The 13,208-nt window shown below is 61.6% G+C and carries 16 protein-coding genes; 8 read left to right on the forward strand and 8 right to left on the reverse strand.

Translation table 11 applies throughout. The features are described from left to right. Nucleotides 1-9 precede the first annotated feature (9 nt). From SIC14_RS06395 to fliL, 3 genes are read right to left on the reverse strand one after another with little or no spacing between them, the layout of a single operon-like run. Nucleotides 10-579: a MotE family protein gene (locus SIC14_RS06395; protein ID WP_412564992.1), complete on the reverse strand. Its 570-nt coding sequence runs from the start codon at nt 577-579 to the stop codon at nt 10-12. After that, complete coding sequence (locus SIC14_RS06400) at nt 576-935, reverse strand: hypothetical protein (protein WP_412564993.1); 360 nt, start codon at nt 933-935, stop codon at nt 576-578. Before SIC14_RS06400 ends, SIC14_RS06395 begins: the two co-directional genes overlap by 4 nt. An 8-nt stretch (nt 936-943) precedes the next feature. After that, nucleotides 944-1,453, reverse strand: coding sequence for a flagellar basal body-associated protein FliL (fliL, locus tag SIC14_RS06405; protein WP_412564994.1), 510 nt, complete (start codon nt 1,451-1,453; stop codon nt 944-946). Nucleotides 1,454-1,565: 112 nt separating this feature from the next. Here fliL and fliF point away from each other — a divergent pair, with 112 nt between their 5' ends. From fliF to fliP, 4 genes are read left to right on the forward strand one after another with little or no spacing between them, the layout of a single operon-like run. Further along, complete coding sequence (gene fliF / locus SIC14_RS06410) at nt 1,566-3,116, forward strand: flagellar basal-body MS-ring/collar protein FliF (RefSeq protein ID WP_412564995.1); 1,551 nt, start codon at nt 1,566-1,568, stop codon at nt 3,114-3,116. Further along, nucleotides 3,113-3,703, forward strand: a complete 591-nt coding sequence (locus SIC14_RS06415) for a hypothetical protein (protein ID WP_412564996.1) — start codon at nt 3,113-3,115, stop codon at nt 3,701-3,703. The genes fliF and SIC14_RS06415 overlap by 4 nt, the downstream gene beginning before the upstream one ends. Then, a complete protein-coding gene (locus SIC14_RS06420) occupies nt 3,696-3,959 on the forward strand; it encodes a FliM/FliN family flagellar motor switch protein (RefSeq protein WP_412564997.1) in 264 nt (87 codons plus the stop codon). The genes SIC14_RS06415 and SIC14_RS06420 overlap by 8 nt, the downstream gene beginning before the upstream one ends. After that, on the forward strand, nt 3,956-4,693 hold the full coding sequence (gene fliP, locus SIC14_RS06425) for a flagellar type III secretion system pore protein FliP (protein ID WP_412564998.1): 738 nt from the start codon (nt 3,956-3,958) through the stop codon (nt 4,691-4,693). The genes SIC14_RS06420 and fliP overlap by 4 nt, the downstream gene beginning before the upstream one ends. A gap of 3 nt (nt 4,694-4,696) precedes the next feature. Here the strand turns inward: fliP and SIC14_RS06430 are convergent, their stop codons facing one another. The 5 genes from SIC14_RS06430 to SIC14_RS06450 form a co-directional block, all read right to left on the reverse strand. Further along, a complete protein-coding gene (locus tag SIC14_RS06430; protein ID WP_412564999.1) occupies nt 4,697-5,797 on the reverse strand; it encodes a flagellar basal body P-ring protein FlgI in 1,101 nt (366 codons plus the stop codon). After that, on the reverse strand, nt 5,794-6,786 hold the full coding sequence (locus SIC14_RS06435) for a flagellin (RefSeq protein ID WP_412565000.1): 993 nt from the start codon (nt 6,784-6,786) through the stop codon (nt 5,794-5,796). The genes SIC14_RS06430 and SIC14_RS06435 overlap by 4 nt, the downstream gene beginning before the upstream one ends. Then, nucleotides 6,783-8,216, reverse strand: coding sequence for a flagellar hook-associated protein FlgK (gene flgK / locus SIC14_RS06440; protein WP_412565001.1), 1,434 nt, complete (start codon nt 8,214-8,216; stop codon nt 6,783-6,785). The genes SIC14_RS06435 and flgK overlap by 4 nt, the downstream gene beginning before the upstream one ends. Before the next feature lie 21 nt (nt 8,217-8,237). After that, complete coding sequence (locus tag SIC14_RS06445) at nt 8,238-9,536, reverse strand: flagellar hook protein FlgE (RefSeq protein WP_412565002.1); 1,299 nt, start codon at nt 9,534-9,536, stop codon at nt 8,238-8,240. Nucleotides 9,537-9,647: 111 nt separating this feature from the next. Continuing rightward, nucleotides 9,648-10,499, reverse strand: a complete 852-nt coding sequence (locus tag SIC14_RS06450; protein ID WP_412565003.1) for a flagellar motor protein MotB — start codon at nt 10,497-10,499, stop codon at nt 9,648-9,650. A 180-nt stretch (nt 10,500-10,679) separates the two neighbouring features. Here SIC14_RS06450 and SIC14_RS06455 point away from each other — a divergent pair, with 180 nt between their 5' ends. The 4 genes from SIC14_RS06455 (at nt 10,680) to SIC14_RS06470 (ending at nt 13,159) form a co-directional block, all read left to right on the forward strand. Continuing rightward, nucleotides 10,680-11,363, forward strand: a complete 684-nt coding sequence (locus tag SIC14_RS06455) for a DUF1045 domain-containing protein (protein ID WP_412565004.1) — start codon at nt 10,680-10,682, stop codon at nt 11,361-11,363. 97 nt (nt 11,364-11,460) lie between these two features. Next, entirely contained in the window at nt 11,461-11,640 is a 180-nt protein-coding gene (locus SIC14_RS06460; protein ID WP_412565005.1) for a hypothetical protein, read from the forward strand. Between the two features lie 49 nt (nt 11,641-11,689). After that, nucleotides 11,690-11,956, forward strand: a complete 267-nt coding sequence (locus SIC14_RS06465) for a hypothetical protein (protein WP_412565006.1) — start codon at nt 11,690-11,692, stop codon at nt 11,954-11,956. A 144-nt stretch (nt 11,957-12,100) separates the two neighbouring features. After that, entirely contained in the window at nt 12,101-13,159 is a 1,059-nt protein-coding gene (locus SIC14_RS06470; RefSeq protein ID WP_412565007.1) for an alkylphosphonate utilization protein, read from the forward strand. Nucleotides 13,160-13,208 lie beyond the last annotated feature (49 nt).

Below are 13,208 nucleotides of genomic sequence, written 5' to 3' on the forward strand. Positions count from 1 at the left end.
GGTTTGGGGCTATTCTTTAGGGGCGGCGGCGTTGCGCCCGGCCAGCAAGACGGAAATCGAATAGGCTGTCTGAGGCGCCATGCCCGCCAGCACACCCGCGGCGGCCTCGGGTGCCATGCGTGACAAGAAGCCAGCGGCAAAATTCGGCTCCATCTCGGAAAACAGCGCGGCCGCATCTTTGGGTTTCATCGCCTCGTAAACGGCAACCAATTGCACAATGTCCGCTTCGGCCGCAGTGTCGGCCACGGCAATTGTGGCTGCCAAGCTATTCTCTGCGGCCTCGAGGGCCGCAAGCTGTTGGCGAACCTCTGCGTCGATGAGATCCAGGGTCGCCTTGCGCTGTGCCATTTGTGCTTCGTCCTCATCCAGACGCGCCGCGCGCCGCTGCAAAACCGCCAGCAAGGCTGCGCTGTCTTCGCCCGCCGGGCAGGTTTCTGCGATCGCCTCAGGGTCGGGGGGCAACGACGCGGGCGCCTTGGCCAGGGCGTCCCCGGCACCGATGCCAACGCGCAGCAAGGCGGACCCCAGAAGCAGTCCCGCAATCAACGGCAGAGTGCCTTTGCCGTTGCGCCGGCTCATGTCACTACCCCTTGATCCGGGTCGGGGTGGCGTTTGAACATCGGTTCTTCTGACGGCATTTGCGCAGCGGGTTCGGGCAGGTCGTGCAACGAGGCCAGCAGCAGTTCCAGTCGGGCGGCGGTTTCTTCCGCCTCTGTGACAAGTTTTTGCAGCCGGGCTTCTGAGGCCGAACTGTTTTTCTGCGCCGTGGCCAGCATGTTGGAGAGATCATCCACCTGACCCGAGAGCACCGCGACAGCCCCGCCGACGCCGGTTTCCAGATTGTTGAACCGGTTCAATCTGCGGGACAGAACGACACAGTAGAACGCCGCGCCAAGAGCGCCAGCAACCAAAAGAATGTCTGCAATGAACTCCATAAAAACCTCTAATCTAAGACAAATTCGGAAATCAGAAGATCGCTGATCTGGCCCGTTTCCGTAACCAGTTGAACCCGTCGCAACATTTGCTTGCGCAGACGGGTCAGAACGGCGGGGTCATCAAAATCAGCGGTTTCGACGGCGCGCAGGTAGCCGTTGAGCACATCGATGATGCGGGGCATGACCGCTTCGACATGTTCCGCTGTGCCGGGCGATGTTTCCAGGGTGGCGGCGAACCGCAAATGCCGCGAGGAAGATCCCGCACCGAGGCTTATGAGCAGCGGCGGCACGCTGACAAAACTGGGCGATTCGGGGATCGCCTGCCCGATGACACTCGGGGCGGCCTGCAAGTTAGCCACCGGATTCTGCACACCAGATTTCGGCGCAGAGAAGAAGGGTAGCATGTTGTTACTGCTCAGAAAAAAGCCGCCAACTGCACTGGTCAACGCCAGCAATAGCCCCAAGATCAAGGGGACTTTCATAGACGGTTTTGCAGGCTCGGTTTCGGCATTCGCCATCGGGACGTCCTCTCTTTCGCTTTCTCTTTCATAAGCGCCAAGCCACTAACCGAATCTTAAGGCTCGGCAGCGAAACTGAAGATGTCGGGGCAAAACGCCCCTTTATCGGAGGATGTCCGTGCAACAAATTCGTCAGATATGGTCCGCGATGCCGGTGCGGCAGCGGGTGATCGTCGGTGTGGCGACGCTTTTGGTCTTTGCCCTAGTCCTGGGGGTGACACGTTTGGCGAGCAAGCCGTCGATGACGCTGCTCTATGCTGGGCTGGACAGTGCCGCTGCGGGGGACGTGATTTCTGCGCTGGAACAGCGTGGCAGCCCGTTTGAGGTGCGCGGTGGCGCTATCTATGTGACCAGCGCCGAGAGGGATCAGTTGCGCATGACCCTTGCCAGCGAAGGTCTACCTGCCAACGGGGCCAGCGGTTACGAGCTGTTGGATGGGTTAACGGGCTTTGGCACCACGGCTGCGATGTTCGATGCGGCCTATTGGCGGGCGAAAGAGGGCGAATTGGCCCGCACCATCGTGGCCAGCGCAAACATTCAGACGGCCAGGGTGCATATTGGCAACGGCAACACAGCTCCGTTTCAGCGCAATGCGCAGACCACCGCATCGATTTCGGTCATGACAACCGGTGCGGCTCTGGCCGCGGACCAGGCACAGGCGTTGCGGTTTCTGGTGGCCAGCGCGGTTGCAGGGCTGAGCCCCGAAGACGTGGTGGTGATCGACGGGCGCAAGGGTGTGATCGGGGGCGCCTCCGGCGACGACATTGGTGTTGAGAACGCTCAGGAAACAGCCATGCGCGAGGGGGTGCAACGCCTGTTGGAGGCGCGGGTTGGACCGGGCAATGCGGTGGTGGAACTGCGCATTGAGCGGATTTCGCAGACCGAATCCATTCTGGAACGTCGGGTCGATCCTGACAGCCGAGTGCTGATTCAATCCGAAACCGAAGAGAATACTTCGCAATCTCAAAATGGGGCATCAGATGTCTCGGTTGCGTCAAACCTGCCTGTTGGCGACAGCGAAACGGGCACCGGAGGAACGTCAAACAGTTCGCAGAGCCGCGAATCGGCAAATTACGACCTGTCCGAGGTGCAGCGAGAGGTTGTCAGGCAGGCCGGAGGCATCGCGCGGGTGACTGTCGCGGTGCTGGTGAATGGCGTGGCGGAGGACGACAGTTTCGCGCCGCGTAGCGACGAAGAACTTGGCGCGCTTGAGCAACTGGTTGCCTCTGCCGTGGGATTTTCTGCTGATCGCGGCGACCAGATCACCTTGAAATCAATGGTGTTTGAACCGGTAAATGTAACCGGCACCGAAGCTGCCTTTCAATGGGTGAACCTGTCTTCACTGGATCTGTTAACGTTGTTGCAGATGGCCATTCTTGCGGTGGTGGCGCTTGCCTTGCTGATCTTTGTGGTGCGCCCGGTTCTCAGCCGCCCGGCCCCACCTCCTCTGCCCCAAATCGCTTCGCCCGCACTGAGCGGCGAAGTGCTGGAGACCGCAGCAGAGGGGGCGGCAGAGGGATCAGACCCGGCCTCTGAAATCCCGGGCCAGGCACCGGACGCAGACCCGGTGCAGCGGCTGCGCGGATTGATCAGCGAGCGACAGGACGACACCGTGGAAATTCTGCGCAGCTGGCTTGAAGACCGGCCGGAGCAGCGCGGATGAGCATCTCTCATATTGTGCGGCAGTTGGCCGAGGATGCCGATACTGTCGCAACAACACGGGTTGAAACGGCGGAGGAGCGGGCCTTTGCCCTAGGCTATCATGCCGGGCAGGAAGATGCGTTACGCACCGACGAAGAGGCTGAAGCTCAAACGGTTTCGCAAGCCGCAGAGCGATTGCGCGACCTGCAGTTCACCTATGATGAAGCTTACGCGAGCGCGCTGGTTCAGCTGTTGCCCCTGATTGAGCAGGTTTTGCAGACTGTTCATGCCGCGGCCTTGCAGCAGTCCGTTGCCTTGCGGCTTGGCGAAATTCTGTGCGCGGCCCTTGCGGATGAAACCGCGGCCCCGCTGTCCATCGAAGTGTCCCCGGCGGCGATGCCGACTTGTTGCGAAGTACTGTCGCGTACCGAACTCCACGCAGGCGGGCGTGTTGCTCTGCAATCTAACCCGGCGCTGTCAGATGGACAGATGCGGGTGCGGGCGGCTGCAGGGCCTAGCCAGATTGATTTCGACGCGGTTCAGCAGGCCGTTTCTGCCATTTTGCAAGCCCATCTTGATGTTGTCCAAAAGGAGCTTTCCGGTGACTGACACCCCGCAATTTTCATCCGTTCCAATCGAAGTGCTTGTGTCGGTTGGTCGGGCACGGCCAAAAATTGGCGAGCTGATGGCGCTTACCGAAGAGTCGGTGCTGCCGCTGGATCGCAGCATTGACGACCCGGTGGAACTCTACATCGGAGAGCGGCTGATCGCCCGGGGCCAGCTGGAGGAAGCGGCGGAAGGGGAAGGGGCAGGCCTGGTTGTCCGGTTAACCCAGGTCGCCACAGGGGGCGAGGGACTCCTTTGAGGCTTTTGTCGACAACGGGACTGCTGGCGCTGGCGGGTTTGCTGTTGTGCCCCAGCATCGTTGCGGCGCAATCCGTGACCGTGGCGCTGGAAGGGGGGGGCGGCCTGACTGCGCGGGGGGTGCAGTTGTTTGCCTTGATCTCGGTGCTGAGCATCGCGCCGGGGCTTGCGATCATGCTCACCTGTTTTCCGTTTCTGGTCACGGTTCTGTCGATTCTGCGTCAGGCCTTGGGCCTGCAGCAGGCACCACCCAATATGTTGATCGTCAGCCTGGCGCTGTTTCTCACCTACTTCATCATGGCCCCGGTGTTTGAGGAAGCTTGGCAGATGGGCATAGCGCCTCTGATCGCGGAGGAGATCCCGCTGGAGACCGCTGTTGCGGAAACTTTGACCCCACTGCGCGGGTTCATGGCGGCGCGCACCGATGGGGAAACCTATGTGACTTTGGCTGCTTTGCGTCCCGAGACAGCTGACAGCCTGTTGAACCAAGACGCGCCGCTGTCACTACTGGTGCCCAGTTTCCTGCTGTCGGAAATTTCCCGGGCCTTTCAAATTGGGTTTTTGATTTTTCTGCCCTTTCTGATCATCGATCTTGTGGTGGCAGCGGTGTTGATGTCGATGGGGATGATGATGGTGCCGCCGGCAGTGGTGTCGCTGCCGTTCAAACTGGCGTTCTTTGTGATGGCCGATGGCTGGCGTTTGCTGGCAGAGGCACTGGTGCGTGGCTATGGCTAGGGCCTAGCGGATCACAAACTCCGCATGCAGCGCGCCGGCCGCTTTGATGCTTTTCAGAATATCGATCATATCCCGCGGAGAGACCCCCAGCGCATTCAATCCCGCCACCACATCAGACAGGTTGGTGCTGCCGTCGACCTCCGCCAACCCGGTGCCCGGGTCTTCTTCGAGTGCCGCTTGGGTGCGGGGCACAACAACGGTTTCGCCTTCGGCAAAGGGATTGGGCTGCACCGCGATCGGGGTCTCTTCGATCCGCAGGGTCAGGTTGCCCTGGGCCACGGCCACCCGCGAAATCCGGACGTCTTCCCCCATAACAATGGTGCCAGAACGTTGGTCTACAACCACACGGGCCTTGCGTTCAGGGGCCACACGTAGGTTTTCGATCCGCTCTACTGCATGGGCGGCGGAGCGGGTGCCGGTGGCGCCAAGATCCAGCTGCACCGATCCTGCGTCCGTCATCAGGGCGGCGGCACGGCCAAATTCGCGGTTAATCGCCTCTTCGATCCGCCGGGCGGTTGTGAAGTCGGGCTCCCTCAGGGCCAGTTGCAGCTGATCCAAAGTGGCAAAGGAAAAATCCACTTCCCGCTCGACGAATGCACCTGAGGGCACCACACCGGCCGTTGGCACCCCTTCGATGACGCGGGCGGCATCGCCCTCGGCAGCGGCGCCACCGGCGATGATGGTGCCCTGAGCCACCGCATAAATTGCCCCGTCGGCAGCGTTCAGAGGTGTCATGACCAAGGTGCCACCCATCAGGCTTTTGGCGTCACCGATGGCGGAGACGGTCACGTCGATCCGGCTGCCTGCACGGGCAAAGGGGGGCAGCTGCGCCGTGACAAAAACAGCCGCCACGTTTTTGGGGCGAAACTGTTCACCTGTCACATTGACCCCCAAACGCTCCAGCACGTTGGACATGATTTCTTCGGTGAAAGGGGCATTGCGCAGCCCGTCGCCGGTGCCGTTGAGGCCGACCACCAGGCCATAGCCCACCAGATCGTTGCCCCGCACACCGCTGAATTCAACCAGGTCCTTCAGACGGATCGGGTTGGCCTGCGCAGGGGGGCAGGCAATAAGGGCAACAAGAGTAAGAACAAGAGGTTTCATCGGAGGAAATTCACCAAGGTTAGGGAGGACATGCGCGCGGTCAGGGTATAGAGCAGCTCCATTTGAGTCTGGGCCTGTTGTAAGGCACCGGCGGTTTCAAAAGGGTCTTTGCCGATCAGCGCTGCACGGGCCATTTCATAGCCGTCGGCCTGTGCCGTAAGGGCGGTTTGATGGGCGGCGAGCCGCTGTTCGGCAAACCCCAACGTGGCACGGTCATCGCCCAGCATGGCCTCTGCCTGGATCAGGATCTCACCGGCATCCTTGAGCAGTTGGCCGCGGTCTGCGGCAGAGGCATGTTCTGTCAGCGCGGCGAGGGCTAACCCGCTGAGCATTTGCCGGAACGCGGGGGCGTGAGCCGTCAGACGCAGCGAGATCTCAGTGGAATCGTCCAGCCGATGCCCGCTTGCCGGGGTTGAACTGCCCAGATACCCGGTTGCATCAAAACCGCCGCCGGGGGAAAACCAATTGTCGACTTCCTGACGGATATTGCTGGGTGAAGTGTCGCCGCCAAGGGCTGCAAACAGACCTGACAAAGTGATGCTGGCGTCAGCCACGGCCGGCTGGCCTGTTGCCGCCCCGGCAAAGAGGGATTGGCCCGCATAACGTGTGTTCAACAGGGTGGAGACATCGGACAACCGCGCTGAGGCCTCTTGTGACAGTGGCAGGGCCATTTGTTGCAGCGGCCCGTCTGCGATCAACAACTGGGTCGAGAAATCCGAAGACTCCATTTGAATTTGCTGCAGCGTTTCTTGCAGCGCGCTGGCAAGATTGCTGGCAGTCTGGGTGGCGGAAATAAAGCTCTGGGTGCGGCTCAGATCCGCCTCCAGCGCGGCCAGCGGTGCAAGATCCCCGCCGAGATGCTCCGGGATGTCTGCTGCTTTGCCGCTGGAAAGCTCGGCGTTCAGCCGGTTGATCTGGGACTTTATCAGGTTGTTGTTGCGCTGGCTCACCCAGCTTTGGCTGAGATCGCCAATTGCATAACGGTTCATGTGCCAATCCTCATCAGGGTTTGCAGCATCTGATCCACGGTTTCGATGATGCGGGCGTTGGCAGCGTAGGCCTGTTCCACCAGCATCAGCCGTTGCAGTTCGGCGTCGCTGTCGACGCCTTCAGCAAGAGCGGCCTCCTGCAGGGCGGCGTGGCGGAAATCGTGGTAACTGTGGTTGTTGGAGGCGGTGACATTTGGTGCGGCGAACAGCGCTGCCAGACTGCCAGCGTGGTCCCGATGCGACTGTGCCGCACTGCTAAGAGGACTGGCCGTTGAAGCGGCGTTCAGCCTGTCCAGCATGGCGTTTAACAGTGTGGCATCACCGGTCTCGCCCGGGCTTGCGGCGGCCAGACCGTCGCGCAGATGCCAGGCTGCCCCGCCCTGGTTGGGGTCGACCAGCGGGTTCAGGCGCAATCTGCTGGCCAGCCCGGCGCCGGCGGATGCCACCATGCCAGTTTCGGTGAACAGACCCGCGTCACCGGGGGCAAGGGTGGGGTCCACGCCGCTTTGAAAGCGGGACGCAAGATCAAGCGCATAGGCATCGAGCTGTGTTTGCGCCGAGGCGAGCTGGCTGTCGCGCAGATCAAACAGAGCGGCCAGCCGACCCCCGCCGATCTTGCCCGTGGGGTCGGTTCTGACCGGGGTGCCATTGATCTGCAAACCAGACAGCAGCCCGTTGGCCTGGGTCATATGTGCAGCAACCGCAGGACTGGGAGTGAAACTTAAAGCGCGGGCTGTGCCGTCCAGTAGCAGGCTGCCGCCGGTGCTCATCAGGGCTACAGCGCCGTTTGGGCGCGGCATTTGGCGCAGCGGCAGGGTCTCTGACATCTGGTCGATCAACGCCTGCCGCTGGTCCATCAGGGCGGAGGCGTCTCGTTTCTGCAGCTGCGCAGCGGTGATGTCGCGGTTCAATTCGGCGACCTGTCCAAGCGCGCGGTTCAGGCCCTCCACCTCGCGGGCGATGGCGTGATCCGCTTCCTGCCGCAGCGCCTGCACCCCGTCCGAGGCGCTGTTGAGCCGCGTCACCAGCGTGCCCGCCGCCTGGACTGCGGTTTGTAATCGCAGCTCCAGATCGGGGCGGTTGGCGGCATCGATCAGGTTGCTTTCAAACTGATCTACCGCGGTGGTGAGCGCATTGGCCTCCCCTGGGGTGCCGACCAGGGACTGCAGGCGGGACAGCATATTCTGTTTCGTTTCGGCGCCGGCCAGTCCGGCGCTGGCGCCGCGCAGGTCCTGCAACAGGGCGGCGTCGATATGGCGGGTGACCCCATTCAGATTGACCCCCCCAAACTGGCTGCTGGCCCGGTTCAGGCTGCGGGGGGCATAGCCTTCGGTCAGGGCATTGGCGAGATTGGAGGACACGGTTGCCGCGTCGCGCGCCGAGGCATTGAGGCCGGTGAGCGCCGTGGTCAGCGCGGTTGATAGGGTCATGAGGACTGCCCCGATCTAGGGTTAGCGTTTGATATTGGCGGTTTCCTGCAACATCTCATCCACGGTCTGGATGACCTTGGCGTTGGAGGTATAGGCCCGCTGGGTCTGGATCATATCGGTCAGCTCACCGGCGACATCGGTGGCGGATTCTTCCAGCCCGTAAGACACCACCTCACCGGTGGGGCCTTCGCCGGCGTTCCACAGGAAGTAATTGCCGCTGTCGGGGGTGGTCATGTAGGTCTGTGCGTCCAGGGCCGTCATCCCGTTGGGATTGGGCATATCGACCAGCGGGATCTGGTAGAGCGTGCGGGTCACACCGGTGTCGTAGAGGCCATAAACAAAGCCGTTGGCGTCCACTTCAACGGAGGTCATGTTGCCAACCGGAAAGCCGTCTTTCTGGATGGCGACGGGGGCAAAATTGCTGGCCAGTTGGGTCAGGCCTTCGGGGTCGCCAATTTCACCAATGTTCACCTCAATCGGCCCGCCGGCAACGTTGACAATCACCGAACCACTGGTGCCGTCATAGGCGCCGCCTGACACCGTGGTAACGGCCTGCAAATTGCCCCCGGTGGTGCGGCCATCGTCGAAGGTCAGGGCATATTCCCCGATCACCGTGCCAAGCGCGGAATCCGTGATTTGCAGAGTCCATTGATTGGATGATCCGGTGCCCGGCACCGTGGGTGTGAAGGAAAAGTTCAGGCTTTGCGACGCGCCGAGGTTGTCGAAATATTCGACCGAGATATCTTCGACCTCCCCGGCGCTGCCAGCATCTGTGGAGGCCGCGGGCAGGTTCAGCGCCACGCTGACATTTGTGGTGGGCTCACCAGTCAGCTGGTTCACGTTGATTTCAATTGGTTCCAGCCCAGCACTTGTGTCGCGCGGGTAGGTTGGAATGGTGCCGTCTGCGGCGGCAGGCCATCCCAGCAGCGCCAGGCCCGAGGCGGTGACCAGATTGCCATCCTCGTTCAATTGGAACGACCCGGTGGTGGTCAAAAACATCTGTTGATTGCCCCCTGCGGCAAGGCTGGCAGCGGAGGCCACCGGCAGGAAGCCGCGGTTGCGCACCGCCAGATCGGTGGCATTGGAGGTGCCGATGATACTGCCGCCCTGATTGATCAGCCGCTGGGTGGTGGCCCGCACGCCACCGGCGGCGTAATTCCCCCCGCTGGCACCAGCGACCACCATCGAATGAAACTGGGCCTCGACCCGCCGGTAGCCATGTGTGGAGGCATTGGCGATATTGTCCGAAATGGTTGCCAGCCGGTTGGCATTGGCCCCAAGGCCCGCCACACCGGCGTTAAGGGAAGAGGAAATCGTCATCTGCGCGCCTTTCTGCTGCACCGGAAATCGTCGTTGGCATCAGCTTTAGCGCAGAGGGTTTAACAGCCCGCTAACAGGTAAAATCCAATCTATTTCCGCCCGCCTTGGGCCTTAGGGGAGGCGCAACAGGACCACCTCCAGCCGGTTGTTGCGCGTGGCCATCGTGTCATAGCTGACGGGTTCGCGGTCGCCATGCCCGGTCACCCTTTGGATGCGCGCCGTTTCCGTGCCGGATGTGATCAGCAATTGTCGCATGGCATCGGCCTGTGCCATTGAACGTTCCCAAACAGGATTGTGCCGGGCGACCACTGGATTTGCGGGCACATGGGCCTCAACCGTCAGGGGGTTTTCAAACCCCACCACGCTGTCGCTTAGGATCTGCGCCAGATCGCGGAGCAGCTCGGTGGGGCTGTCTTCGGCATCAAACAGGGGCCGGTCCGGCAGGGCAAACAGCTCAATTGTGACACCTTCGTCTGTGACGCGGGTGATGATATGCTGCAAACGGGCATCGGCAATGGCGCTTTCGCCACCACGCCCCAGCAGCAGGCTCTCGATTTTGGCCAGCGCGGCCGCGTCGCCTGCGGTTTCCGGATCATCCGGACTGTCCGAGGCGCCATCCCCCAATTCGCCGCGCGCTTGTCGGCCTTCTGTTGGTTTCAGGTTGGACGCCCCAGTGCCGACCTGCGGCAGGGTCTGTTCCGAAAACACCGAATGCCCCGAAAGCGCCCCGTCGCCCCCCCCAGAAATCCGGCTGATCGAGATTGTCGGGCTGAAGTAATCGGCCAGACCTTTGCGCTGTTTCTCGGTTGTGGCGTTCAACAGCCACATCAGCATGAAGAACGCCATCATGGCGGTGACGAAATCCGCATAGGCCACCTTCCAGGCCCCGCCATGATGACCGCCGCCGCCGATCACTTTCTTACGTTTGATAATCACCGGCGCGGTATTGACCTGGGCTGTCATCTCACCACCTCATTTTTCACCCGAAACCAGAGATACCCGCGCGGCCTTTACACAGGCTTAACATTTAAAATGCAGGAGAGATTACCGGAGAGATTTCTGAGGGCGCGCGGGTGTGAATGCACTTGGGTTTGCCCATCAGCTGCGGTTATTTGGGAACAAAGAAGACGGGAAGGGGCAACAGTGCCTGAGTTTAAACGTTATGCTGTATATTACCTGCCGCCAGAGGGGGCGCTGGCCCGGTTTGGCGCAGAATGGCTGGGCTGGGATGTGGTGGCCGGCTGTCCCGCTGCACCCCCACAGGAGGTCACGGTTGATCCACGTCCCTTGACGGAAACGCCACGCAAATACGGGTTTCACGCCACGATCAAACCGCCTTTCCGATTGGCGAAGGGTGCGGAACCTGCGGCGCTGGGCGCGGCTTTTGCGGCGTTTTGTGCAGCGCAGCCTCGGGTCGCTTTGCAAGCGCTTGCGGTGGCCAGGCTGGGCCGGTTTCTGGCCTTGGTGCCAACTGGGGAGGTCACGGCGCTGAATGCGCTGGCGGCGGCGGCGGTTTCCGGGTTGGACAGCTATCGCGCTCCGCTCAACGCAGCAGAGCTGGCCCGTCGTCGGCAGGCGCAGCTTTCGCCACGGCAGGACGCATTGCTGACCCAATGGGGCTATCCCTATGTGATGGATCAATTCCGCTTTCATATGACGTTGACCAGCAAACTGCCCAAGGCCGAAGCGATTGCGTTGGAAGAGGTGCTGAGAGCCCATCTTGCCCCGCTTCTGCCCACACCGTTCCAGATCGACAGCCTGTCGCTGGTGGGGGAGGACGCCGAGGGAATGTTTCATGAAGTCACGCGTTGCCGCTTGGCTGGGTAATCCGGCCTTCTCAGACCGCCGATGCACGCTATAGTGAGGCGGATCAGTGTTTGGCCCAACTTGGACCATTCGCTGGGGTGGAAGCGCGGAGGATGCAATGACCTGGGAAGACCTCTTTGCCTATCTGGTGGCGGGTGTCATCATCCTTGCAGTCACGGCGGTTGTCATCATTGGGGCCAATGCCAGCGCCCCAAAATCCAAGAAGACGCGCAGCCGCAGCCGCTACACACATGGCATTGATGATGCACCGGTGAAAGGCGACCCCAGTGCCGACTGAGGGGCGGATAGGCCACGCCAATAGGTCTGGCTAAGAGGGCAGGCAGAAGATGCAAATACTAACAGATGTTATCACAATCCTCCTGTTCACCGGTGTTGTCTGGGGGGGCTATAAGTTGGCCAATAGTCCAGCTAAATTGGGCAAGGGCGCGGGCAAAGCGCGAACCAACCGCGCTGACGATGGGTCTGAGGCCAGCCGCAACATGGGCATGATGGTGGGTCATGACGCGCAGGTGCGCAGCGAAAGCGGAGCGTCGGGCGGCGACAGTTTCGGTGGTGGCAGTTCCGGAAGCTCCGGCGATAGCGGCAGTTTCTGACATCACATTAAAGCCTGACGCGGGCTTCATCCCAACGACATATAGGCGGCTTATAGCTCTGCAAAACCACCGAATGAGTGTGTCATGCAGTTGTTGTTACCGCCCGTGCGCCTGACTGGCGCCACCGTCCTGAGGGATGGGAAAATGCAGAACCGTTCCATTGGGATCGACCGGGGCCGCTTTGCCAAAGGGCCGTTCCCGGCGATCGATCTCGCGGGCTATTTCATCCTGCCGGGCATTGTGAACCTGCATGGCCCCACGATGGATCCTTTTGCCGGTGGTCAGCCCACCTCGGTGGCGGCACATCTGGCGGAACAGGTGCATCGAGCAGTGGCGCAGGGCGTTACAACCACATGGTTGCCGTTGAACTGGGGTCAGTTGGCGGCGCAGGACGGTGCCGGTGCCGCGCTTTGGCAGGACACGGCGCTATCGCTCATGGCAGACCAACGCGATGAGGCCGGCACCGACCTAAGGGTGCAGTTGCGGGTCTCTCCCCAGGATTACACAGGCGCAGCCGGCCTGCTTGCGGCCCTGCGGCGATACGGTGTGGATCAGGTGATTTTTGCCGGTGCCCCAACGTTTGAGCAGATCACCCGCGCCGCCACTGCGCGCCATCTCTGTCAGCTGGCGGAAGCGTTTGACACCCTTGGGGTGCGCTACGGGTCCTGTGGCGATGAAACGGCTGAGCAGCGGGAACATTATGCCATGATCGGGGCCGGTATCTGTCAGTTCCCAAAGAACAACGCCCCCGCCGCTGCGGCGCGCGCGATGGGGGACGCGGTGGTGCTGGATGCGGATCGGGTGTTGCAGGCGGCAGACGGGCAGGGCGATGCCAGCCTGTTACGTCATATCCTGAGCGACACCCGCTGCGCGCTGGCCTCTGCCCAAGGAGGGCGCAGGCTGATTGAGGTGGCTTTTGGGTTGGTTGAACGCGGGGTGATGCCGCTGCCACGGGCCTGGGCCCTGCTGAGCCGACGCCCGGCCGAAATCATGCGGCTGGTCGACAGAGGGCATATTGATCTGGGCCGCCGTGCCGATCTTTTGGTCCTGCACAAGGGCTCCCTACAGGTCGAAGCGGTGCTGAGCGCCGGACGTTTGAGCTATCTGGCCGGCGAGGCGGTGCAGCGGTTTGCACATCTGCAAACCTTTGCGCCGCGGGTGCCGAACCCGGTGCAACAGGCTGGCGTGCAGACCACGACCTGATACCAACTGAGCACTGGCCACGCTTTCCCCTTGCCAAGCACGGGACATC

Origin of the sequence: Thalassobius sp. MITS945101 (assembly GCF_047123305.1) — a bacterium.
Taxonomy (GTDB): domain Bacteria; phylum Pseudomonadota; class Alphaproteobacteria; order Rhodobacterales; family Rhodobacteraceae; genus Thalassobius.